The 21,661-nt window shown below is 54.8% G+C and carries 23 protein-coding genes; 17 read left to right on the top strand and 6 right to left on the bottom strand.

Annotation, left to right across the window (positions count from 1 at the left end; translation table 11 throughout):
- Positions 1-94: 94 nt before the first annotated feature.
- The gene (locus ABLV66_RS04845) at positions 95-970 is read right to left on the bottom strand and encodes a LysR family transcriptional regulator (protein WP_015369904.1); all 876 of its coding nucleotides are present in this window, start codon (positions 968-970) and stop codon (positions 95-97) included.
- A 102-nt stretch (positions 971-1,072) separates the two neighbouring features.
- Here ABLV66_RS04845 and ABLV66_RS04840 point away from each other — a divergent pair, with 102 nt between their 5' ends.
- The 5 genes from ABLV66_RS04840 (at position 1,073) to ABLV66_RS04820 (ending at position 5,580) form a co-directional block, all read left to right on the top strand.
- Positions 1,073-1,534, top strand: a complete 462-nt coding sequence (locus ABLV66_RS04840) for a multidrug/biocide efflux PACE transporter (protein ID WP_045396647.1) — start codon at positions 1,073-1,075, stop codon at positions 1,532-1,534.
- Between the two features lie 139 nt (positions 1,535-1,673).
- Positions 1,674-2,903 (top strand): amino acid permease, encoded by a 1,230-nt coding sequence (locus ABLV66_RS04835; RefSeq protein ID WP_015369902.1) that lies wholly within the window; start codon positions 1,674-1,676, stop codon positions 2,901-2,903.
- A gap of 115 nt (positions 2,904-3,018) precedes the next feature.
- Positions 3,019-3,885 (top strand): aldo/keto reductase family oxidoreductase, encoded by an 867-nt coding sequence (locus ABLV66_RS04830; RefSeq protein WP_047078956.1) that lies wholly within the window; start codon positions 3,019-3,021, stop codon positions 3,883-3,885.
- Positions 3,886-4,285: 400 nt separating this feature from the next.
- A complete protein-coding gene (locus tag ABLV66_RS04825; RefSeq protein WP_045396640.1) occupies positions 4,286-4,990 on the top strand; it encodes a flagellar brake protein in 705 nt (234 codons plus the stop codon).
- Between the two features lie 5 nt (positions 4,991-4,995).
- Positions 4,996-5,580: a helix-turn-helix transcriptional regulator gene (locus ABLV66_RS04820; protein ID WP_512174153.1), complete on the top strand. Its 585-nt coding sequence runs from the start codon at positions 4,996-4,998 to the stop codon at positions 5,578-5,580.
- A gap of 21 nt (positions 5,581-5,601) precedes the next feature.
- Here the strand turns inward: ABLV66_RS04820 and ABLV66_RS04815 are convergent, their stop codons facing one another.
- Complete coding sequence (locus tag ABLV66_RS04815) at positions 5,602-6,303, bottom strand: ArsR/SmtB family transcription factor (RefSeq protein WP_047044179.1); 702 nt, start codon at positions 6,301-6,303, stop codon at positions 5,602-5,604.
- Positions 6,304-6,324: 21 nt separating this feature from the next.
- Positions 6,325-6,642 (bottom strand): antibiotic biosynthesis monooxygenase family protein, encoded by a 318-nt coding sequence (locus tag ABLV66_RS04810; protein ID WP_032709056.1) that lies wholly within the window; start codon positions 6,640-6,642, stop codon positions 6,325-6,327.
- A 369-nt stretch (positions 6,643-7,011) separates the two neighbouring features.
- On the opposite strand from ABLV66_RS04810, the gene ABLV66_RS04805 reads away from it, so the two are divergent.
- Positions 7,012-7,224, top strand: a complete 213-nt coding sequence (locus ABLV66_RS04805; protein ID WP_015369896.1) for a YdgH/BhsA/McbA-like domain containing protein — start codon at positions 7,012-7,014, stop codon at positions 7,222-7,224.
- 112 nt (positions 7,225-7,336) lie between these two features.
- Here ABLV66_RS04805 and ABLV66_RS04800 read toward each other — a convergent pair whose 3' ends face one another.
- Positions 7,337-8,203 carry an EamA family transporter gene (locus tag ABLV66_RS04800; RefSeq protein WP_045396634.1) on the bottom strand — a complete coding sequence of 289 codons (867 nt, stop codon included), beginning with the start codon at positions 8,201-8,203 and terminating at the stop codon, positions 7,337-7,339.
- A gap of 80 nt (positions 8,204-8,283) precedes the next feature.
- Between ABLV66_RS04800 and ABLV66_RS04795 the strand changes: the two genes are divergently transcribed.
- From ABLV66_RS04795 to ABLV66_RS04745, 11 genes are all read left to right on the top strand, one after another.
- The gene (locus ABLV66_RS04795) at positions 8,284-8,793 is read left to right on the top strand and encodes a MarR family winged helix-turn-helix transcriptional regulator (RefSeq protein ID WP_047078955.1); all 510 of its coding nucleotides are present in this window, start codon (positions 8,284-8,286) and stop codon (positions 8,791-8,793) included.
- Positions 8,794-8,945: 152 nt separating this feature from the next.
- Positions 8,946-9,422, top strand: coding sequence for a MarR family winged helix-turn-helix transcriptional regulator (locus ABLV66_RS04790; RefSeq protein WP_045373865.1), 477 nt, complete (start codon positions 8,946-8,948; stop codon positions 9,420-9,422).
- A 346-nt stretch (positions 9,423-9,768) separates the two neighbouring features.
- On the top strand, positions 9,769-10,914 hold the full coding sequence (locus tag ABLV66_RS04785; RefSeq protein ID WP_063416383.1) for an amidase: 1,146 nt from the start codon (positions 9,769-9,771) through the stop codon (positions 10,912-10,914).
- Between the two features lie 39 nt (positions 10,915-10,953).
- Positions 10,954-12,120, top strand: coding sequence for an acyl-CoA dehydrogenase family protein (locus tag ABLV66_RS04780; protein WP_063416381.1), 1,167 nt, complete (start codon positions 10,954-10,956; stop codon positions 12,118-12,120).
- An 18-nt stretch (positions 12,121-12,138) separates the two neighbouring features.
- The gene (locus ABLV66_RS04775) at positions 12,139-12,651 is read left to right on the top strand and encodes a nuclear transport factor 2 family protein (RefSeq protein WP_047065297.1); all 513 of its coding nucleotides are present in this window, start codon (positions 12,139-12,141) and stop codon (positions 12,649-12,651) included.
- 22 nt (positions 12,652-12,673) lie between these two features.
- On the top strand, positions 12,674-13,978 hold the full coding sequence (locus ABLV66_RS04770; RefSeq protein ID WP_348876494.1) for an aromatic ring-hydroxylating oxygenase subunit alpha: 1,305 nt from the start codon (positions 12,674-12,676) through the stop codon (positions 13,976-13,978).
- Positions 13,978-14,457: an aromatic-ring-hydroxylating dioxygenase subunit beta gene (locus ABLV66_RS04765; protein ID WP_045396614.1), complete on the top strand. Its 480-nt coding sequence runs from the start codon at positions 13,978-13,980 to the stop codon at positions 14,455-14,457. Before ABLV66_RS04770 ends, ABLV66_RS04765 begins: the two co-directional genes overlap by 1 nt.
- Positions 14,458-14,464: 7 nt before the next feature.
- Positions 14,465-15,205 (top strand): SDR family NAD(P)-dependent oxidoreductase, encoded by a 741-nt coding sequence (locus ABLV66_RS04760; RefSeq protein ID WP_047044170.1) that lies wholly within the window; start codon positions 14,465-14,467, stop codon positions 15,203-15,205.
- A 24-nt stretch (positions 15,206-15,229) separates the two neighbouring features.
- The gene (locus ABLV66_RS04755) at positions 15,230-16,198 is read left to right on the top strand and encodes a PDR/VanB family oxidoreductase (RefSeq protein WP_045396606.1); all 969 of its coding nucleotides are present in this window, start codon (positions 15,230-15,232) and stop codon (positions 16,196-16,198) included.
- An 11-nt stretch (positions 16,199-16,209) separates the two neighbouring features.
- Entirely contained in the window at positions 16,210-16,704 is a 495-nt protein-coding gene (locus tag ABLV66_RS04750) for a flavin reductase (RefSeq protein WP_015703350.1), read from the top strand.
- A gap of 131 nt (positions 16,705-16,835) precedes the next feature.
- Positions 16,836-18,116: an MFS transporter gene (locus tag ABLV66_RS04745; RefSeq protein ID WP_047044168.1), complete on the top strand. Its 1,281-nt coding sequence runs from the start codon at positions 16,836-16,838 to the stop codon at positions 18,114-18,116.
- A 43-nt stretch (positions 18,117-18,159) separates the two neighbouring features.
- On the opposite strand, the gene ABLV66_RS04740 is transcribed toward ABLV66_RS04745, so the two are convergent.
- The gene (locus ABLV66_RS04740) at positions 18,160-19,158 is read right to left on the bottom strand and encodes a fimbrial protein (RefSeq protein ID WP_047078950.1); all 999 of its coding nucleotides are present in this window, start codon (positions 19,156-19,158) and stop codon (positions 18,160-18,162) included.
- A gap of 13 nt (positions 19,159-19,171) precedes the next feature.
- Positions 19,172-21,655, bottom strand: coding sequence for a fimbrial biogenesis outer membrane usher protein (locus ABLV66_RS04735; RefSeq protein ID WP_348876493.1), 2,484 nt, complete (start codon positions 21,653-21,655; stop codon positions 19,172-19,174).
- Positions 21,656-21,661 lie beyond the last annotated feature (6 nt).

Raw genomic sequence — 21,661 nt, 5'->3', positions numbered from 1 at the left:
AAGAACCATCAATAGATGCCGTTATAGTAGAGAATTGTTATCAAAAAATTTCGCAATTGTTTAAAAAAAGTGAGGCGGTTCACAAAGTTCGCCGTCACGACTCGCGGCCTTGCCCTTCAAGATGTTGGCGCAGCCAGCTGCCCGCTTCCCCCAGCGGCGTACGCTTGTTCCATAACAGATCCACCGAGATCGACCGCGGCCAGCCGGCGATATTCAACGCTTTAAGCTTGCCGCTACCGGCGAACTCTTCCACCAGCGCGCAGGGCAAAATACACCAGCCAAAGCCCTGAACCGCCATACTCAGCAGCAGCAAATAGTTGGGCGCCGACCATACCTGGCCGCGCGAGGGATCCGGCGCGCTCTCAAGATAAGTGCTAAGCCGCAGTTCACGCCAGCCGTGCAGATCATCCCAGAAAACCCGCCCCTGACCGGCCAGCGGATGCCCCGGCGCAACATAAATCCCCATCGCCGTTTGCAACGGTAAGCGCATGCTGCCGATCTCCATCGGATAACTGTCCCTGGCTTCGATAAGCCCCACCTGCGCACGCTCCTTTTGCAGTAGATCCACCACATCTTCGTCTTCGCCAATCAGGCATTCAAACTCGGTATGCGGAAAACGCCGATCGAACTGTTCCAGCAAATCCTCCAGTACATCCGGGTGCAGGGTATCCGACAAGACGAAGGTCAACCGCGGTTCGGTATTACCCGATAACGAACTGGCGAGCTCATCCAGCCGCGAACTGGCGGCCAGTATTGCTTTCACATAGCCCAGCACCTGCTCGCCCTGCGCGGTTAGCGTCGGCTGGCGAGTGGAACGATCGAACAGAGTTAACCCCAGGTCGGTTTCAAGATTCGAAATCGCGGTACTGATGGTGGATTGGCTTTTACGCATCCGCCGGGCGGCGGCGGAGAACGAACCGCTGGCGGCGGCTTCTACAAAGGCGGTAAGAGCTTCGGGAGAATAGTGCATAACCTATCTACTTTATCGATGGAATCTATCTTTTGTTTATCACATTTTTCCATAAAATGCCGGGTAAATCTGGATGACAGAACTAACAAGAGGTATCCCAAAATGAAAACCAATAACCTGCAACATAAGACGCTACTGGAACGCGTACTCCACGCGGTGAGCTTTGAAGGCCTCGCCACGTTAATTCTGGCCCCGACCGCGGCCTGGTTAATGCAGCGATCGGTGGTCGAAATGGGCGGCTTGGCCATTTTGCTCGCCACCATGGCGATGGTCTGGAACCTGATCTATAACGCCGCCTTCGACCGTCTGTGGCCGGTTTCACGCCTGGCGCGTACGTTGCGGGTGCGCGCGCTGCATGCCATCGGCTTTGAGTGCGGCTTTATCATCATCGGCGTCACCGTTGTCGCGCTGGTACTCGGCGTGTCGCTGGTGCAGGCATTTATGCTGGAAATCGGCTTTATGCTGTTCTTCCTGCCCTACACCATGTTCTTTAACTGGGCGTGGGATACGCTGCGCGTGCGCGTCCTGAAGTATCGCCAGCCGCAGAGTCTGCCGAATAATTAACGTTCTCGATCGCGCGGATCGTCTAACCCTTTGGCGATCCGCGGGTTTATTTATCACCGAAAACTATCACCGCAAACGATTCATAAATGTGGTAAATTGCACTCCTTTTTTTGGGTTATACGGTTGATAAATTCGCATAATGTCTAAAATTTGGTCTAAAGAAGAAACTCTATGGAGTTTTGCTCTATATGGCACTGCCGTAGGCGCCGGCACCCTATTCCTGCCGATTCAACTCGGTTCGGCCGGCGCCATCGTGCTGTTCCTCACCGCTCTGGTTGCCTGGCCGTTAACCTACTGGCCGCACAAAGCACTGTGTCAATTCATCCTGTCGGCCAAAGTGGCTGCCGGTGAAGGGATCACCGGCGCGGTCAATCATTACTACGGCAAAAAAGTCGGCAATCTGATCACCAGCCTGTACTTTCTCGCCTTCTTCGTGGTGATCCTGATCTACGCCGTGGCGATCACTAATTCGCTGGCGGAACAACTGGCGAGACACGTGGCGATGACCCCTGGGGTACGCGCCCTGCTGAGCCTTGCCGTGGTGCTGGTACTGAATCTGATCTTCCTGATGGGGCGCCATATGACCATCAAAGTGATGGGATTCCTCGTCTTCCCGCTGATTGGCTGTTTCCTGTTCCTCTCCATCTACCTGATTGGCAGTTGGCAACCGGAACATCTCACCAGCCAGATGCAGCTGAACGCAAAGACCTGGCACCAAATCTGGATCTCAATTCCCGTGATGGTTTTCGCTTTTAGCCATACGCCGATTATTTCGACCTTCGCTATCGATCAGCAGGAGAAATATGGTGAGCTGGCCATGGGTAAATGCAAAAAAATCATGAAGGTGGCCTACACCATCATCTGCGCCAGCGTGCTGTTTTTTGTCTTCAGTTGCCTGCTGTCCATTCCGCTACCGTACATCGAAGCCGCGCGTAATGAAGGGGTGACGATTCTCTCTGCGCTCTCCATGGCGCCGGGCGCGCCGGGCTGGCTGGCGGTGACCGGCATTATCGTCGCGGTGGTCGCGATGTCGAAATCGTTCCTCGGCACCTATTTTGGGGTGATCGAAGGCGCCAGCGAGATCGTTAAAACGTCTCTCGGCCAGCTCGGTATTCGCAAGAGCCGCGCCTTTAACCGCGCCATGTCGATTATGCTGGTCTCGGCGCTGACTTTCATCGTCTGCTTTATCAATCCGAACGCCATCTCGATGATTTACGCCATCAGCGGCCCGCTTATCGCCATGATTCTGTTCATCATGCCGACGCTGTCGACCTACATTATCCCGGCGCTCAAGCCCTATCGTTCACTGGGTAATCTCATTACCTTGATCGTCGGCCTGCTCTGCGTCTCGGTGATGTTCTTCAGTTAAATCTCTCCTGCGGCGACGCCCTCAGCGTCGCCGCACGTTCTGCCAACATTCTCGCCCATTACCTCTCCCTGACGGGATTACACTTACTCCTTGCCTATCATCGGAGGGAGTCATTATGTCCAACGTAACATTATCCGGGGTCGCGACCTTAGGCGACCGTCAGGTTTACCGGCTTGGATACGGCGCCATGCAGCTCGCCGGCCCCGGCGTATTTGGCCCGCCAAAAGATCCTGACGCCGCCATTCGCGTTCTGCAAGAAGCCGTCGCCGCCGGGGTGAATCATATCGATACCTCCGATTTCTACGGCCCGCACATCACCAATCAGCTGATTCGTCAGGCGCTGCATCCCTATGGCGATGATCTGTGTATCGTTACCAAAGTCAGCGCCCGCCGCGATGAGAAAGGCAACTGGCTACCGGCGATGTCGCCGGCGGAACTCACCCAGGCCGTCGAAGATAACCTGCGTAACCTCGGCCTGGAGAGGCTGGAGGTAGTGAATTTACGCAGTATGCTCGGCACCCACGGCCCGGTGGAAGGCTCGCTGGAAGAACCGCTAACGACCTTACTGGAACTAAAAGCCCGCGGTCTGATTCGCCACATCGGTCTGAGTAACGTCACCGCCAGACAGGTCGCCGATGCGCAGAAGCTGACCCCCATCGTCTGCGTGCAAAACCAATACAACATCGCTAACCGCGGTGACGACGCGTTAATCGACGCGCTGGCGCAGCAAAACATCGCCTACGTGCCGTTCTTCCCGCTGGGTGGTTTTACGCCGCTACAGGCGCGGGAACTTAACGAGGTTGCCGCCGGGCTCAACGCCACGCCGATGCAGGTGGCGCTGGCGTGGCTACTACAGCGCTCACCGAATATTTTGCTGATTCCGGGCACCTCATCGGTGGCGCATTTACGGGAAAATCTCGCCGCCGCGACGCTTTCTCTGCCCGTCGAGGCGCTGGCGACGCTGGATAACATCACCGGCTGATGGCGTCAACTCCCCCCTTTACGGCGTTTGTCGTAAAGGGTTATCCCCTTAATATTAAGCTGGAATTAGGCCATCTCTGCTGGCACTATATATCCTACAAATCGGGTTTTGCTGATTCCTTATCCGGGCAATAACCTTATAAATTGCATTGAGTTACGTTATTTCTTAGGCCTCCTAATTGGGAGGCTGTTGTCGTTTGTATTGTTCTATGGTTTTTGTTAACACTCTTGATTACAGGAAAAAACAATATCGGCTTCGACGTTTATACAAATCAATTTGGCCACAAAGATAGTCAATATCATCGAACGTTCACAAAAACATCTGGTTAACATAATCAGTATGTCGCTATTGCTGTAAAAAAAATTAACTATGCACAGTAACGATTCAACAAGGATTACCCATGATAGAGGGAACGATAAAAACCAGTAAGTATGAAATCATTGCTATTTTCAGAGAGGAACAGAGAAAGCAAACAGAGATAGAAATTTTCTTTAATAACAAAAGCATCAGTACTCAGATTGCGCGTGTCGATTTTGCTGAATTCCATATCCGCAGCGAGAGCAAAATCCCGGCGGGGAATAAATTCAAATTTATTCTGCATAGCGATTCAGGAAAGATCGAGTTCACCTCCCAGCGGCAGAAGAATTCCGCTGGCGGCGCGGAGAATAGCAATAAGGTGGCATTTGCGTTACCAGAATGCATCCAGGTTGTACAAAGACGACGAGATCCCAGATTTCGTTTGCGCGATGAGAATGATTTCTTTTGTCATGGCCGCCATAAAAATGGCGAAAACTATGCTTTTGATATCAAAGATATTTCTGATGGCGGCTGCGCGCTGATTGCGCAAAGTCCAAACCTGAAATTCCTGGCCAACAACTCAACGTTGAAAAACGCCATTCTGTCTCTGGCGGAATATGGCGAAATCACCGTTGATCTGGTTATCAAGAACGTGGCGATGGTCACGCTGGATAGCGAAGAGAAGAATCAGGAAAACTACTATCAGATTTCCTGTCAGTTTAAGTTCCGCCGCAGCGACGACAGGAAGAAAATAGAAAAAACGCTGATCGATTTGATTCTGGAAGCCAAGCGGAAGAAGAGAGTTTAATGCCCTTGAACAATATCTTGCTGTACACCGACGACAATATCATTGGCCAATCTATTCACGATTATCTGAGCGATATTCACCAGGATATCACCCAGGCCAGTTATCAGGACATCGTACAAGGGGGCGTCGCGCCCCTGGCTGAGACGGTGATCCTCAATATGATCCACAAGGATATATCCGCTGCCGATACGGTCGTATTACTCAACAAACTGCGCTTTCATTTCTCGCGCTGTACATTGTTGGTATTGATGGTAAAAAGCGATATCGCCAATCTGTGCCGGGAATTAATAGATCTGGAAAACCTGTTAATCCTGACGGAAAAATCTTCCTTAGACGCATTTTCGGCAATTACCAGAACGCAGGATGAAAACCCGCAGTCCCGGTATTTGCGCACGCAGCGAAAGCTGACGGCCAGAGAGCTGCAGGTACTGGAACTTATTATCGCCTGCAATAACAATAAGCGAATTGCCTCGCTGCTCAATATCGACCATAAGACGGTGCACAGCCATCGCATTCACATCATGAAAAAGTTGGGAATTAATAGCTCGCAGGTGATGCATAAGCAAATCGTCAATATGAATCACTGCTGAACGGGCATACCGTCGCCGGGCCTACAACGCCAGAGCAAAATGTTGACGCAGCGCTCGCTTACCGGGTTCGCTAATTGTCACTTCGCGGTAGCCGGGCACCAGCGTGAACCAACCTTTTTGCACGCCCCACTGCAACAAGGCAGCGCCCGCGGCACCACCCAGATGAAAACGGCGCTCGCTCCAGTCGAGGCAGGCGCAGCAGGCTTTGCGGCGGGATCCGTTATCACACGCTATGCCTAAGCGGGCGAAATTCGCCTTCCCCGCCGCAGTAAGCGCTGCGCCATTTGCCGTAAGCCAGGCTTGCTGTTGCAGAAAATCATAGATGGCGACGGCTACCTCGCCCGCCAGATGATCGTAGCAGGTACGCGCCATACGCAGCGTTCCCGGCGTACGCGTAGTCAACGGCACAGCGCTTTTTCCGGCCATGGTCATCATATTTTCCAGCAATCCGGCGACATCGCCGCCCGCCAGGCGATAGTAGCGATGCCGCCCTTGCGCCAGGCAGATCAGTAAGCGACTGCTGACTAACCGGCTAAGATGCGCGCTGGCAGTCGACGGCGAAATATCCGCCGCGACGGAGAGCTCAGTCGCCGTCCATGCCCGGCCATCCATTAGCGCGCAGAGTATTTTCACTCGTGAAGGATCAGCCATCGCCGAGGCAACCGCCGCCATCGCGACGGCCAGCGCTTCGTCATCATCAATGACAACCGCAGGGTGCAACATAGTGCCTCCGCTTAATATTGGTTACGCAGAACGTGAACTCTGCATCTGGTATTCACGCAGTACCTGCGCCACGCGAATCTGATAATCAGCAAAGATAGACTCCCGCCCTTCCCGCTGCGCCGCCTGATGACAAATATTGCGCTTCCAGGCCGTCACCGCCTGTTCGTCCCGCCACCACGACAGCGACAATATCTTTCCCGGCGCACTGAGGCTTTGAAAACGCTCGATGGCGATAAAGCCGTCGATGGTCTCCAGCAGCGGTTTCAATTGCGCCGCCAGCGCGAGATATCGTTCCTGCTGCGCTGGCGTGACCTGTGCTTCAAAGAGTACCGCAATCATGGTTTTTTCCTCCAGTAACGAATAAAGCCGCACTGTAGCGCGTCGTTCGCAATCAATGCTTCGCCAGCGGGCGAAGTATCGCCGGCGTGACAAGCCAGAAAACGACCAAACCATTCACGCAATCAATATCAAACCCAAATTTGGCGAGGATAAAACGCGAAGCGAAGGAAACCATTAGTATCAGCGATGAATTATAACTAATTGTTTTTAATTATATTTTTAATAAAACGTCAATCATTGGTCATCCAGCCGTCATAAAAATGTGATCTAAATCGCACTTTTTGCAACGTACGTTATAGTTAGCAGGCTTATTATAAACCCATCGAAAGCACAACGCTTTCCACCATAAAAGTTAAAAGGATAAACACCATGAAAAACGTAAAATTACTTGCTGCTGCTGGTATGCTGTCTCTGGTTTCTTTCGCAAGCTTCGCGGCTCACCCGGTGAGCGTGACCTCTGATACCCTGGACAACGCAGAAGCAAAAATCGCTGCTATCGCTAAAGATCAGGGCGCCTCTTACCACATTACCGAAGCCTATACCGGTAATCAGGTACACATGACGGCGGAACTGTCTAAATAACCGAATGGTCGCAGAGGGAGCTGCCGGACAGGTCGTCTCAGGACGGCTGGTCTGGCTCCCGCCACGTAACAAAACACGGCAATGTCGAGCCCCTTTATGGGGCTTTTTTACGTCAACGTTTCGCCAGCGCGCGCTGAATAGAGAGCACACTCGCCAGCACCACAATCAGCCCTGCCAGCGCCATCCCCTCAATTTTCTGCCCGAGAAATATCCACCCCAACAGCACCGCCGTCACCGGGCTAAGCAGGCTCATTGCCGATACCGCCACCGGCGACAATCTGCTGATACCGCGAAACCATAAACCATAGGCCAGCATCGCCCCGGCCACACACAGCCAGACATAACCTGCCGCCTGTAATAGAGTGATGTTGTACAACGGCGGATCCACCAGCAGCGCGATGGGCAGTAACACGATCCCGCCAATCAACAATTGCCAGCCGGTCATCGCCACGACCGGCAGCGATAACGCCCAGCGCCGCGACAGCCAGGTGCCCAGCGCCATACTGACGGCGCCAAGAAAAGCGGCGCCAATACCTAACGAATCCAGCACCGTGCGCGGAGAAAGCAGCAACATCGCCATACCGATGATCCCGGCGCAGGCGGATACCACCGCCAGCCACGGCGAACGCTGACGATCCACGCACCAGGCAAGCAGCATCACCAGCAGCGGCTGAATCGCGCCGATCACCGCCGCCAGCCCGCCGGGCAGCCGGTAGGCGGCGATAAACAGCAGCGCCTGAAAGGCGCCGATATTTAATATTCCGGTAATGACCAGCTTCCACCACTCACCGCGCTGCGGAAACTGACGGCTCCACAGTAACAACGCAATCCCGGCGGGCAACACCCGCAGCAGCGCGGCGATAAAAGGACGGTCCGGCGGTAGGAACTGCGAAGTAACGATATAGGTGGTCCCCCAGATAGCGGGAGCCAGTGCGGTCAGCAGCAGATCGACCGCCAGATGACGAGTAAAAAAGGCCATGATTTTATCTTCATATCAAGTTAAATTGTGTAGCAAGTATGTATCGATAAATATCTTGATATCAAGATAAGTGAGCACACATGGACAAATTACCGCCAACGGATGCCGTTGACCGCATTCTCGCCCAATGGCAGCGCGAGCGCCCGGATCTGGATTGCAGCCCAATGGGGCCAATTGGCCGCCTCAAGCGCTGCGCCATGCTGCTGGAGCCGCGGGTGGAGGCGGCGTTTGTTAAACATGGGCTGGTACGTTGGGAGTTCGACATGCTGGCGACGCTGCGCCGCGCCGGCGAGCCATTCGTGCTGTCGCCGACCCAGCTCTTTTCGACGCTGATGATTACTTCCGGCACGATGACCCATCGCCTTAAGGCGCTGGAAAAACGGGGGTTGATCGCTCGTTTAGCGAATCCTCAGGATGCCCGCAGCATGCTGGTGGCGTTGACGCCAGCGGGACGAGCGCTGATCGATGAGGCGGTTGCCACCCACGTGGCGAATGAGCGACAACTGCTGGCAGGGCTTTCAGAGACCCAACTTCAGCAGTTAGACGAAGCGCTGCGGGTGTTTATGCGCCTGCTTGAGGATGAGCACTAGCCGACGATTAGGTCTTATTACGATGACTTACCTGCGACTCACTGAGAGTCGTCGCTACTGAATCGCAAGGCTATGTTGCTGGCGTATTGCGTTTTGCAATAACCGGCAAATACGCATACCATCTGCACATTCTATCGTCGTCAGGCAAGGAGATGCTTGTGGATAAGACTCACTCTTCGACCCCGCCAGAGAGCCACGAAAGCCGCTTTCATAAAGAAGAGTTCCCCTTTTTTTGGGTGGTTAACGTTTACGCCCGTTATACCCAATTAATGGAAATCGAGCTCAAAAAAATCGACATCGACCTTTCCCGTTTCCGCGTACTGATGCTGGTGCACCAATACCACCGCGCCAGTATTTCGCGGATCACCGAATATGCTGTTAGCAAGATGCCGACGGTGACCAAAATTGTTGGCCGCCTGCGCGATGACGGCCTGCTGACGACCCACGTTAGCGTCAGCGATGGCCGGGTCACCGAAGCAGAACTCACCGCCGCCGGTGAAGCCAAGGTAGCCGAAGCCCGGGCGTTAGCGGAAACCGTGTTTACTAAAGCCTTCAAGGGCATCACCCCGGCGCAAGAAAAAAAGATGAACCAGGTGCTGGCGCTCATTCTGCACAACCTCGATGACTAATCCCCTGCACCAATAACCATTTTCCATAAATGGTTATTGCTTTTGTTTTGCCCTCCCTGCGTTTTTCGCACACTTTTTTATCATTTTTTTAACTTATATTTTTCATTTATTTTTGTGACGCCCTTCAAGAGATTAAAATTTATACATCACATTTTAATGATTTAAATCAATCAGTTAAAAAACACCCCCTCCTTCATAGCATCATCTTATCCTCAATTACGATGTAAAAAACGGGCAACAATTTACTTGAAATTTCAAGTTTTACTGACAAGATTACCTCAAACGCCAGCGGGTCGTTTTTTAGTCATTTCGCGCGGTAATTATCACCCTCACGGAGATGTGAAACATGGTTACTGAACATCGTACAGAGACAGAAAACGCACAATCCGGGTTTATCTCGCGCTTTACCCTTGGCGACGGCGAGCTGACGTTCGCAGTTAAAGACAGTCTCGATATTGCCGGTTTTCCGACCCGCGCCGGCAGCCCGGTATTGCAGGATGCGCCGCCCGCCGTCCGCCATGCCGCCGTAGTCGAGGCGCTGCTGGATAACGGCTGTCAGCTGCGCGGAAAAACCACCCTGCACGAGCTGGCCTTTGGCGTCACCGGCATCAACCCGCATAGCGGTACGCCACGCAATCCGCATTATCCGCAGTTAATCCCCGGCGGTTCGTCCAGCGGCTCTGCCGCCGTGGTCGCGGCCGGTGAAGTCGACTTCGCCGTCGGCACCGATACCGGCGGCTCGGTGCGGATGCCCGCGGCCTGCTGCGGCGTGGCTGGCCTGAAGCCGAGCTTTGGCCGTCTGAGCCGCGCAGGCGTCATGCCGACGGAAAGTTCACTAGACTGCGTCGGCCTGTTCGCCCGCGATATCGCCACATTGCGTCAGGCGCTGGCAAAAGCGCTGAGGGAACCGGCTCCTCCTGCGCGCCGGGAAGCACCCGCGATAAGCTATCTGGCGGGCACGGCAACGCCGGAAATTGAGCAACTGATCGTCTCACGTCTGCAGCAAGCGGGCCTGGCATGGACTCGCGCTGAACTGCCGGGATTCAACGAAGCGCATCAGGCCGGGCTTACGGTGATAAGCCAGGAAAACTGGCTGGCGTTTCACAGCATTATCAACGCGCCGAATCTGGCGCCGGACGTCGCCCAGCGGATCCGCGCCGGCGCGGAAATCGGCCCTCAGCAGCGGCAGGCTGCGGAAAGCGTGCGTCAACAATTTAGCGCCGCGGTGGATGCTCAACTGGCGAAAACACCGCTGATTCTGCTGCCGACCCTGCCGGAATGTCCGCCAACGCTGGAAGAAGCGGCGGATTCGCTCAAGGTGGTCAACCTGACTCGTCTGGTGCGCCCATTTAATTTAAGCGGCCATCCGGCCCTGAGTCTGCCGCTTGGCGAAATTAATCATCGCCCGGTGGCGCTGCAATTAATCGCCAATAAAAATAAAGAGTTCGATTTACTTAATTACGCTGAGTATTTGCTGGAAAAATTAAAATAATAAAACCGTACTTTCATTAACTGGAAGAGGCTAAATCGCATGTTAAACCCCTCTGCAACTTCGCGTGCGGAAAAGACCCTGCACGCCACGACAATAGAGTTTGCCGAATTACTCGAGGATATTAAAAAGCGCAGCGAGGAATTCGAGCAGCAGAAATATATCCCGGCGGATATTATTTCCCGCTTTAAAAAGATTGGTGTTTATCGCGCGCTGGTGCCAAAACGCTACGGCGGCGATGAAATCTCGCCGGCGGAATTTTGCCAGTTAATTGAAACGCTCTCAACGGCGGACGGATCCGCCGGCTGGGTGGCGAGTTTCGGCATGAATCCATTTTATCTTGGCGGCCTGCCGCCGAGCAGTCTCGATGAGCTTTACCGCCACGGACCGGATATCGTCTTTGCCGGTGGGATCTTCCCGCCGCAAAAGGCGACGACTCAGGATGGCGGCTACCGCGTCAGCGGACGCTGGAGCTTCGCCAGCGGCTGCAGCGGCGCCGAACTTATCGGCGTGGGCATTCTGACCGATGACGGCAGCGATCGTCCGCTGCCGCGCATCGCGGTGCTACCCGCCGGGGAGTTCACCATCGATCCGGTCTGGAATACGGTCGGCCTCTCCGGTACCGGCAGCCATGACGTAGTGCTGAATAATGCCTTCGTGCCGCAGGAGTGGACCTTTATTCGCGGCGGCGAACTTAACCTCGAAGGCCCTTTGTATCGCTACCCGGTACTGTCGCTGGCCACTCAGGTACTGTCGGTGGTGGCGCTGGGTATCGCCCGCGCGGCGTTATCGGAAATTTACGCCATTGCCGAACGCCAGAGCTCGGTCACCGGCGCGCCGTGCCTGGCGGATCGTCAATTCGCGCAGATGGAAATCGCCCACTGCGAAGCGGAACTGCGTTCGGCGCGCTGCTGGTTCTATGACGCCATCGACGACGTCTGGCAGGCGATTCTGCGCGGCGATGAACCGGGAGAAGAGCGGATTAACGCCATGCGCCTCTCTTCCACCCACATTACCCGAGTTTCTGCGTCGGTTACCACCCGCGCGCTGAAACTGGCCGGGATGCCGGGCATTTCAATGCGTAGCCCGCTGCAGCGCTATGCCCGCGACTCCATGGTCATCACCCAGCACGCCTTTATGGGCGAGCTGACCTACATCAACGCCGGCAATATGTTCTTCGGCCACTCGCCGCAGCCCGGCTATTTATAAGTCAACACGGAGCCGGCAATGAATGAAGAAATGCTGCAACGCCTGGAGAAGCTGGAAGCCGTAGTGCAGATCCGAAACGCCATCAGCCAGTATATGCATCTCTGTGATGACCTGACGCATCCGGATACCGCCCGGCAAATTGGCGCGCTATTTAGCGAAACGGCTATTTGGGAAGGTATCGGCGAATTATATCAACAAAAGCTCGGGCGCCATTGCGGCAGAGCGGCGATCGTCGGGATGATGAACGCTTATATTAGCGAACCGTCACACTTCGCCATTAACGTACATTATTTAACGGCCGAGCATATTTGCGTTGGCGAAAATAACCACGCGGTTGGTCGCTGGAAAATGCTGCAGGCTTCGACATTTCGCCGTGGCGGCTCGCATTTAAATAGCGCGGAGCTCGTTATTGAATTTATTAAACAAGATCAACAGTGGTTAATTCATCATTTTACCACCCGTAATTTATTTAGCCGCCCGGTAGCTGACTGGCATTCGCTCGCCGATTTACCGGTGCCTGATGGTCATTAAAAGAGATATGTGGAGAGTGACAATGTCTGAATGTATTCCGGTAAAAAATATCGATACCCGCCATACCGCCGAAACGCTGGCGGCACTGGTGCAAAGCGACCGGGTCCATACCTGTCTCTATACTTCCGAGGAAATTTTCGACCTCGAGATCGACAACATTTTTAACCGTACCTGGGTGTGGGTCGCCCACGAGAGCGAAATCCCTGACGCCGGCAGCTATAAATCCTCGATGGTGGGTACCCAGCCGGTGATCGTCGTACGCGATCGCAAAGGCAATATCAACGTGCTGCTCAACCGCTGCCGCCACCGCGCCGCCACCGTTTGCGAACATCGCAGCGGGAAAACGAACGGTTTTACCTGCCCGTATCACGGCTGGGGCTATGGCCTCGACGGCGCGCTGCGCGGGGTACCACATCCGGAGAGCTACGGCGATACGCTGAACAAATCTGAGCTCGGCATGGTGCGCCTGCGCGTTGAAAGCTACGCCGGAATGATTTTCGCCAGCTTCAACCACGACATTGAACCGCTGACCGACTTCCTCGGCCCGGCGATGAAATGGATGGATCTGTTCATGAAACAGGGGGCTGGCTACGCGCTGCAGGCTACCACCGCGCACCGTTTTCGCTTTCCCGGCAACTGGAAAATCCAGCTGGAAAATACCACCGACGGCTATCACTTCCCTATCGTCCATAAGTCGTTTTTAAGCTCGGTCGATAAACAGACCGAAGAGATGCTCAACTTCGTCGACGGCAAAGGTTTCGTGGAAGATCTCGGCAACGGCCACAGCGTGATGGTGATGATCCCCGAGCTTATCGATCTGGAAGCCAATCTCGATGCGCCAATCCCGGAGCGCTTTAGCGAGCTGGCCCAGGCCCTGCGCGAGGAAGGCCACGACGAGCAGCAGGTGCGGCGCATCGTACGCGCGGTGGGCGGCAGCGGTTTTAACCTTAACCTGTTCCCCAATGTCGCCTGTTCAATGGCCTTCTTCCGCGTGCTGCAACCCGTGTCGGTAAAAGAGACGGAAATTCATCACATGGTGCTGACCATGAAGGATGGCCCGACGATCGCCAACCAGGCGCGCCTGCGGCTGCACGAACACTTCCAGGGGCCGATGGGCTTTGGCACCCCCGATGATTCAGAGGCCTGGGAACGCGTTCAGCGCGGCGGCGGCGCGGGCGACGATCTGTGGATCATGCTCAATCGCGGCCTGCCCGGCGAAGTCCGCACCGCAGACGGCCTGCGCAGCGACGTCAGCGCCGAAACCGGCATGCGCGCCGCTTATCAACAATGGAAAAAGTACATGACCGCTGACAATCGGGGGCAATAATGAACACATCACCTATCCTCAACGCCGCCATTCAGTTTATTAACCTGGAAGCGGACCTGCTCGATCAAGGCGAATTTCGTGAATGGCTGGCGCTGTGGCGCACCGAGGGAATGTACATCATTCCCATCGACCAGCAGACCACCGATTTCGCCAACGTGCTCAACTACGCCTACGACAACCACGAGATGCGGGAAAAACGCGTGCAGCGTTTATACAGCGGCGAATCGATCTCCACCACCCCGCGCGCGCGCACTATCCGCATGAGCGGCCGTTATCGCCTGCTCAGCGCCAGCGATGAGGTCGTCGAAGTACGCTGCGCCCAATTCCTTTACGAGTACCGCAAGGGCAATGAACAGCACTACGCCGCTGACGTCACCTGGACGCTGGCGCCGGAGGGCGACAGTTTCCGCATCCTGCAAAAGGTCGTGCGCCTGATTAACGGCGACGATTACCTGCATAGCATTGGCTACATCCTGTGAGGACTTTATGACACGTAGCGTACTTATTACCGGCGCGGCCAACGGCCTCGGGCTGGTTATTAGCCGCCATCTCTGGCAACAGGGCTATCAGGTGGCGATGGCGGATCTCAACCTCGATGCGGTCACCCGTAGCGCCCAGGAGATCGATCCCAGCCAGCAGCGGCTGCTGCCGCTGGCGCTGGATATTCGCCAGCCGCAACAGTTCAGCGACGCGCTGGCGCAGATCCGCGCACGCTTCGGCGAACTCGACGTGCTGGTCAACAACGCCGCCTTAACCCTGACCACACCGATCATGGAGATCGACGTGGAGGAGTTCGATCGCGTCACCAGCACCAATCTGCGCGGTACCTTTGTCGGCTGCCAGACCATCGGCCGCTATTTCAGCCAGCGCCAGCGGGGCAGCATTATTAACCTCGCGTCGCTGGCCGGGCAAAACGGCGGCACCGCCTCCGGCGCCCACTATGCAGCCTCCAAGGGCGGCATTATTACGCTGACCAAAGTCTTCGCCCGCGCCCTGAGCAACGACGGGGTGAGCGTCAACGCGATTGCGCCGGGGCCGCTGGATCTTCCTTCCGTTCGCGCCGCGGTGCCGGAAGAGAAAATGCCGGCGCTGCTGGAGATGATCCCGATGAAGCGGCTTGGCGATCCGCTGCTGGTCGCCCGCGCGGTAGAACTGCTGGCGGCGCCCTCCGCCACCTTTATCACCGGCGCGACCTGGGACATCAACGGCGGCATTTATATGCGTTAAGCCCTTCGCGGGTGGAGAAAAACTATGGCTGAAACATTGACTGTACGCGTCACAGAACGCGAAATTCAGGGAGCCGAGGTGGTAGTCCTGACGCTGGCCTCGCCGGACGGCGCTCCCCTGCCCTCGTTTAGCGCCGGGGCGCATATCGATCTGCATCTTGGCGATGGCATCGTGCGCCAGTATTCGCTGTGCGGCAGCGCCCATCACCCGCAGCGCTATCGGTTGGGGATCCTCAAAGATCGCGCCTCGCGCGGCGGTTCGCTGGCGGCGCACGCTTTACAGCCCGGCGACGAGGTGCAAATTAGCCCCCCGCGCAACCTGTTCGCGCTGGAGATGTCGGCGCCTCATACCATTCTGATCGGCGGCGGCATTGGCATCACGCCGATGCTGGCGATGGCCGATACGCTATTTCGCGCCGGGAAATCCTTCGAAGTGCATTACTGCGGCCACAGCCGTGAGGGAATGGCGTTTCTGGCCGAGCTGGCGGATTGCCACTTTAGCGCCCAGGTTCAGCTACATATCAGCGATGAAAACGGCAGGATCCGCCCTCAGGAACTCCTGACGCCTCACGCCGCCGCCGGTCACCTGTACGTTTGCGGTCCGGAGGGTTTTATGGCGTGGATTAATGAAACGGCTCAGGGGTGCGGTTTCAGCGCGGAGCGGCTGCATCAGGAGTATTTCAACCGCGAGGTAGAAACCAGCGGCGGCAGTTTTGAGGTTGAGGTTCCGGAACTCAACCTTAGCGTTACCGTCGGCGAAAACGAGACCATCGTCGCCGCGCTGCAAAAAGCCGGCATCAAAGTGAAAGTCTCCTGCCAACAGGGCGTCTGCGGCACCTGCCTCGCCAACGTTTGTAGCGGCGTACCTGACCACCGCGACGAGTATTTAACCGAAGAAGAACGCGAAGATAACGACCAGATCCTGCTGTGCTGTTCGCGGGCTAAAACCCCGCGGCTGGTTATTGAAGGCTTCGAATACGTCAAACTGAAATAACGGGTATTACTATGAACCTGACATCTGATTTTCGTAATGCCATGGCGCAGCTGGGCAGCGCGATCACCATCATTACCACCGATGGCCCGGCGGGCCGCTTCGGCTTTACCGCTTCGGCGGTGTGTAGCGTGACGGATTCGCCGCCGACGCTGCTGGTATGTATGAACCGCTCGTCCTTCGCGCACGGCAAATTCCAGCACAACGGCGTGCTGTGCGTTAACGTGCTCTCCGGTCAGCATCAGCAATTGTCCGGGATTTTCGCCAATGGCCAAATCCGCTCTGAAGAACGCTTCCTGCACGACGAATGGCTGGCGCTGGAGACCGGTTCACCGGCGCTGGCTTCCGCCGTGGCGAACTGCGACTGCGTCATTGCCGACAGCCACGAAGTGGGCAGCCACAGCGTATTTTACTGCGAGGTCAAACAGATCCGCTTCGGCAACCCCAGCGACGGGCTGGTCTGGTTTAATCGCCAGTTCCACACCCTTAGCATGGCGTCGTGCCGTTAAGTTTCATCATAACCATAAAAACCCTGCCGACCCATCGCCCGGCGCCAGCAGGCGCCGCCTGATTCACCTGCACTGGAGTTAACCTTATGTCTGGAGCTGTGAGCGGTACAACGGTCCCCCCGGCGCAACCTATGCGCAAATTAATCATCGGATCTTTTCTCGGCAACTCGCTGGAATGGTACGATTTTTTCCTGTATGGCACCGCGGCGGCGCTGGTCTTCGGGCCGCTGTTTTTCCCCGCCAGTAATGACCCGCTGCTCGGATCATTTTTAGCCTTTTCCGGTTTCGCCATCGGCTTTATCGCCCGTCCGCTCGGCGGCGTGATATTCGGCCATCTCGGCGATCGCTACAGCCGTAAAATGACGCTGATCATCACCCTGACGCTGATGGGCGCCAGTACGTTCTTAATTGGCCTGCTGCCAACCTACGCTCACATCGGCGTGTTGGCGCCAATCGCCTTGATTACGCTGCGCTTTGTACAGGGCGTGGCTTCCGGCGGTGAATGGGGCGGCGGCGTATTAATGCTGAGCGAAAACGCGCCGGAAAGCCAAAAAGGGTACTACACCGCCTGGAGCCAGGTGGGCGTCTGCGGCGGGTTTGTTCTTTCTTCGCTGGCATTCTATCTGGTGCAGCTGCTACCGCAGGAAGAGGTGATGTCCTGGGCGTGGCGTATTCCGTTTTTGCTCAGCCTGTTTATCTTTCTGGTGGGCGTCTATATCCGCCGTAATATCCAGGAGAACGCGGAATTCGTGGCGCGCAAAGCAGAAAACGACAGCAAAAATGAGGCCCATCATTTACCGGTGCTCAGCGCCTTTAAAAATCATCCACGAGCGATATTACAGGCTATCGGCCTGCGGCTGGCGGAAAACGGCGCGGTGTATATCTTCTTCACGTTTTCAGTGGTCTATTGCAAACATATTGGCATCGACACCCGCGACCTGATCGCGGCGGTCACCATCGCCATGACGGTGGAGATCGCCACGATTCTCGGCTGGGGATGGCTTTCCGATCGCATTGGCCGTAAGCGGCTTTACTATATCGGCGTGATAGGTATGGCGCTGGTCGCCTTCCCCTTCTTCTGGCTGCTGAATATGCACACCTTCCCGGCGATGCTGCTCGCCATGCTGTTGGCGTTGCCATTGTGCCATGGCGCGATGATTGCCGCGCAGCCGTGTCTGATGGTGGATCTGTTTCCGGTGGAGGTACGCTACACCGGGCTAGCGCTGGGACATGAGATTGGGGCGGTGATTTCCGGCGGTATTAGTCCGATGCTGGCGGTGGCTTTTCTGATGATGTGGGATAGCTATATCCCCATTGCGCTGATGCTGCTGGCCTTCGCGCTACTGGCGCTGGTGGCGCTAATGAGTATTCGCCAGCAGCAGTTGCGACCTGAACCGGTCGCGACCACGTAAACCGCGTACACCGCGCGCAAAGGAAGGCGCGCGGTACAGAGGGCTAGTTATTGTTCACCACGATAATGACCCGGCTTTTAATCGTACCGCCGCGGATATTCTCGCCATATTTCATCGGCTTGATTTGCAGATAGATCGGGTTGTTGCTGCCATGCCGGGCCTCCTCGTCGGAGTGATAAAGGAAACCGCTGCCGTACTGGAGTTCCCCGCCCTGGCTGTCGCGCAGATGAAAACCGACTTCGCCGGCGCCGGTGGCGGCATCCTGATCGTCATTCTTCAATATTTTGCTGGTGCCGGCAAAGCCGGAGGCGGCGACAAAGTAATAATCAATTTTGCCCGGCGTCAGTTCGAATACCGCCGACTCGTCCTGGCTACAGTCGATATCGACGCTTTCCATGCGATATTGCGCTTTGTCTTCTTTAATGTCGAAGTAGCTGTAATCGCCCATATTGATGAGACGGTTCGGGACATTAAAACCGCAGGTCATAATATTAATCTGCAGAGTGACGTTAAAGGTGTAATTGATGGTTATCACATGGCATTCTTTATCGCCTTTACAGTATTCAAAACGCATCGAGTAAAGCAGCGGAAATGATTCTCCTGGCCTGACCTGCGTCCCGGTAGGGGTACCTTCTTTAATCGCATAGCGAATACCGATCACGCTGTTGAAGATATCCGCTAAGTTATAACTCTGATTTTTGCGGATGTTGCCACTCGCAAGCGCGTTGAGTTTTGCAGGATCGAGAGAAAACTCCATCACATAGGTTTTACTGCCAACCACCACGTAGAAGTCTTTATTTTCAGGGGGCGTCGAGGTTACCGAGACGCTGACGTTTTGTGGACTTTGGCAGATAAAGTGAAATCCGTCGGCCTGAATATCACTGTTTTGGACATTCAATTCGCCGCTGGCCGCCAGCGGTTTAAATGTGTAATTACCGCTAGCATCCACCGTCAGCGATTTAACATCCGGGGTGACATCGCAGTTCCCCGCCCGCGCTAAAAAAGAGCATAAGCTTAATACCAGCAAAATTATCCATTTCATGAAAATCGTCCTTTTAGCGGCAGACATAGGTCTTACCTTCATCAATGGTATGTTTAAATGTAATGGTGCAGTAATGGCCCTGCTGCTTATCGACCGCGATGGTAATCGACGGCGGAACGTTATCAGTGCGGATATACAGCATGCTGCCCTGGCCGACGACGCCGACATTCTGTCCATCGTTATCTTCAATTTCATAGCCAAATTTAAGCGGCGTACCGTCCGGGCGTTCGGCGTGAATAAGCCAGGGTTGACGCTGATCGGTATCAAACCGCGCCAGCACCACCGCCCCGCGGTACGGAGCGACCGCTTTACGGTTGCCAATCAACTCGGTTTTGCTCTGCGTATTGGCGGTATTCAGCAGCAGCGAACTTTCACGGAAAGGCAATACGTGATCGAAAATGACCGTTCCCTGACCGTTGGTAGTGCGATATTTCTGACCATTGACGTAAGCATTTTCCAGGCCCGGCGCCTGAATGATGGCGAAGGTTTCCGAAAGCTGGTTAGCGAAATTGACGCCGCCGGACCAGGCCACCACCCCGCCTGACAGGCTGCCGCTGGCCTGGGTATATTTCGACGACTGACTGTAGCTGCCGCTCAGCGTCGCCAGCGGCGCGTTCCAGGTAAGGTTGCCGCCGGCGGTGGTTTCATGGTTTTGCTGCTGACGGCTAAAGTTCACGCCATAGTCAAACTGGTCGCGCTGGCCGCCTGTGCCGCTGATGCCGGTGTTATTGGAGGCAAAACCGTCATTATCGAAGGTCGTCGAATTCGACAGCGTCAAACGACGCGCCAGTACGCTGTCGCTCTCTCCCCAGATAAGCGGAATCGAAATGAAGAGGTTAAAGCGCTTATCTTCATGATGATCTTCATCATAGGTCTGGCTGGCCGAAATGGTCCAGGAAACCCGCTGCCAGTTATTAGAGTAGCTCAGCTGATAATCTTTATTGCTGCCGCTTTTTCCCCAGTAGTCACGCCATAAGGCACTCAGTGAAAAAGACCCCAACCCTTCCGGCAACGACTGGCTGATGTTGGCGGAGAAACTATTTTTACGTCCAAAATCATAGCGATAATAGTCATCAATGTTGTAAACATCATTATCATCATGGTGATAACTATTACGGTTCTTCGCCCAAACATGATCGTTAAAAGTACGATAGTCGCTGGTTGAATAGCGATAAGCCGCCATTCCGAAACGCGTTTTAGTCTGGGTGAGGTATTTGTTGTAGGCAATCTGATAGCTTTGTCCTTCAAAAGTACCGTTATCCTGATCGCTACGCGCCCAGGTGCCGTCAACGGATATCGCGCCGAGATGGGTATTCCATCCGGTTCCCATAGTGAAAGCCTGATAATCGGTGCCTAGCATGGTACCGCCATACAGGGTCAGCAGGTTGTTCAGGCCATATTGATAGCTGGCCTGCATAAAGTCTTCCTGATTGCTGGCGCCTTCGATATGGCTGCGCCCGGCGGCAATGTCATATTTAGATACCCCCTGCTGCAACATATTGGGTACCGAGGAATAAGGCACCAGGTAGGTGGTTACCGAGCCGTCGGCTTCACGGATAGTGACATCAAGATCCGCCCCGCCGCCGGCGAGTTGTAAATCAGCAATCGCGAAAGGCCCTGGCGGGACCTCTTTCTGATAGACGGTGAAGCCGTTCTGCTCAATGGTTACCAGCGCGTTGCTCTGGGCAATCCCCTGCACGATCGGCGTGAAGTTCTGTTTTGAGTTTGGCAACATTTGCATGTCGCGGAACAGACGAACCCCACGAAAGCGTACCGCATCGAACATATCCGCAGAGGTATACATGTCGCCTGCGCGCAAGGTCCCTAAAATCGACGCAAAGCCGCGTTCCAGATACAGGGTATTGCTTTTCCAGTCGCCGCTGCCGCTATCGACTTTGCTGTAAGTGGCATCAGAGTGCAACTGCCAGCTCAACAGGTTCAGCCCGCTATTGAAGCGGGCGTAGGTGCTTTTGTTATTGCCGTTATTTTTATAGTCACTGTAATACTGGCTCAAATAATAAGAGGTATACAGCGCGTTAACGCCGCGGTCCCAACTTTCCGGCGCGACGTAGCCGCGCTCAAGATCCTCCACGTAGGCCTGCGGAATTTCTAAATCAAGCTGAAAAATATTGATATTAAAGGTATAACTACCGCTGCGCACCGCGGATTTTAGCGTCATGCACTGGTTATCCTTTGCCATCTGCGCGCTATCCGCTTTGATTCCCAACTGATTTAATAATGCTGATGACAGGCAGGTATCATCCGGATTACTGGCGACTACGATTGGATATTTACCACGCCATTGCTTATTGACGTAAATATCCAATTCATATTCACCGGGAAGTGGTTGATTATCCGCAAAGCGAAAGCTTGATGATTTTTCACCTTTCATTCCGCCGATCATGAAATTGGTATCAAAAGTCTCTTCGGCGGCCTGCAACTGACCGGATAATAAAACCAACAATATCATTGAGGAAAGCGGCGTCATCCTTAACATGGCCAA

Source organism: Klebsiella sp. CN_Kp073 (genome assembly GCF_040065495.2).
Lineage (GTDB): Bacteria > Pseudomonadota > Gammaproteobacteria > Enterobacterales > Enterobacteriaceae > Klebsiella > Klebsiella aerogenes.
Note: the sequence above shows the minus strand (reverse complement) of the source record. Positions and strands in the feature narration are given on the sequence as shown.

Coding starts and splice junctions, on each gene's coding strand:
- ABLV66_RS04845 (WP_015369904.1), bottom strand. CDS start 970: ATGCACTATTCTCCCGAAGCTCTTACCGCCTTTGTAGAAGCCGCCGCC.
- ABLV66_RS04840 (WP_045396647.1), top strand. CDS start 1,073: ATGAAAACCAATAACCTGCAACATAAGACGCTACTGGAACGCGTACTC.
- ABLV66_RS04835 (WP_015369902.1), top strand. CDS start 1,674: ATGTCTAAAATTTGGTCTAAAGAAGAAACTCTATGGAGTTTTGCTCTA.
- ABLV66_RS04830 (WP_047078956.1), top strand. CDS start 3,019: ATGTCCAACGTAACATTATCCGGGGTCGCGACCTTAGGCGACCGTCAG.
- ABLV66_RS04825 (WP_045396640.1), top strand. CDS start 4,286: ATGATAGAGGGAACGATAAAAACCAGTAAGTATGAAATCATTGCTATT.
- ABLV66_RS04815 (WP_047044179.1), bottom strand. CDS start 6,303: ATGTTGCACCCTGCGGTTGTCATTGATGATGACGAAGCGCTGGCCGTC.
- ABLV66_RS04810 (WP_032709056.1), bottom strand. CDS start 6,642: ATGATTGCGGTACTCTTTGAAGCACAGGTCACGCCAGCGCAGCAGGAA.
- ABLV66_RS04805 (WP_015369896.1), top strand. CDS start 7,012: ATGAAAAACGTAAAATTACTTGCTGCTGCTGGTATGCTGTCTCTGGTT.
- ABLV66_RS04800 (WP_045396634.1), bottom strand. CDS start 8,203: ATGGCCTTTTTTACTCGTCATCTGGCGGTCGATCTGCTGCTGACCGCA.
- ABLV66_RS04795 (WP_047078955.1), top strand. CDS start 8,284: ATGGACAAATTACCGCCAACGGATGCCGTTGACCGCATTCTCGCCCAA.
- ABLV66_RS04790 (WP_045373865.1), top strand. CDS start 8,946: ATGCTTGTGGATAAGACTCACTCTTCGACCCCGCCAGAGAGCCACGAA.
- ABLV66_RS04785 (WP_063416383.1), top strand. CDS start 9,769: ATGGTTACTGAACATCGTACAGAGACAGAAAACGCACAATCCGGGTTT.
- ABLV66_RS04780 (WP_063416381.1), top strand. CDS start 10,954: ATGTTAAACCCCTCTGCAACTTCGCGTGCGGAAAAGACCCTGCACGCC.
- ABLV66_RS04775 (WP_047065297.1), top strand. CDS start 12,139: ATGAATGAAGAAATGCTGCAACGCCTGGAGAAGCTGGAAGCCGTAGTG.
- ABLV66_RS04770 (WP_348876494.1), top strand. CDS start 12,674: ATGTCTGAATGTATTCCGGTAAAAAATATCGATACCCGCCATACCGCC.
- ABLV66_RS04765 (WP_045396614.1), top strand. CDS start 13,978: ATGAACACATCACCTATCCTCAACGCCGCCATTCAGTTTATTAACCTG.
- ABLV66_RS04760 (WP_047044170.1), top strand. CDS start 14,465: ATGACACGTAGCGTACTTATTACCGGCGCGGCCAACGGCCTCGGGCTG.
- ABLV66_RS04755 (WP_045396606.1), top strand. CDS start 15,230: ATGGCTGAAACATTGACTGTACGCGTCACAGAACGCGAAATTCAGGGA.
- ABLV66_RS04750 (WP_015703350.1), top strand. CDS start 16,210: ATGAACCTGACATCTGATTTTCGTAATGCCATGGCGCAGCTGGGCAGC.
- ABLV66_RS04745 (WP_047044168.1), top strand. CDS start 16,836: ATGCGCAAATTAATCATCGGATCTTTTCTCGGCAACTCGCTGGAATGG.
- ABLV66_RS04740 (WP_047078950.1), bottom strand. CDS start 19,158: ATGAAATGGATAATTTTGCTGGTATTAAGCTTATGCTCTTTTTTAGCG.
- ABLV66_RS04735 (WP_348876493.1), bottom strand. CDS start 21,655: ATGTTAAGGATGACGCCGCTTTCCTCAATGATATTGTTGGTTTTATTA.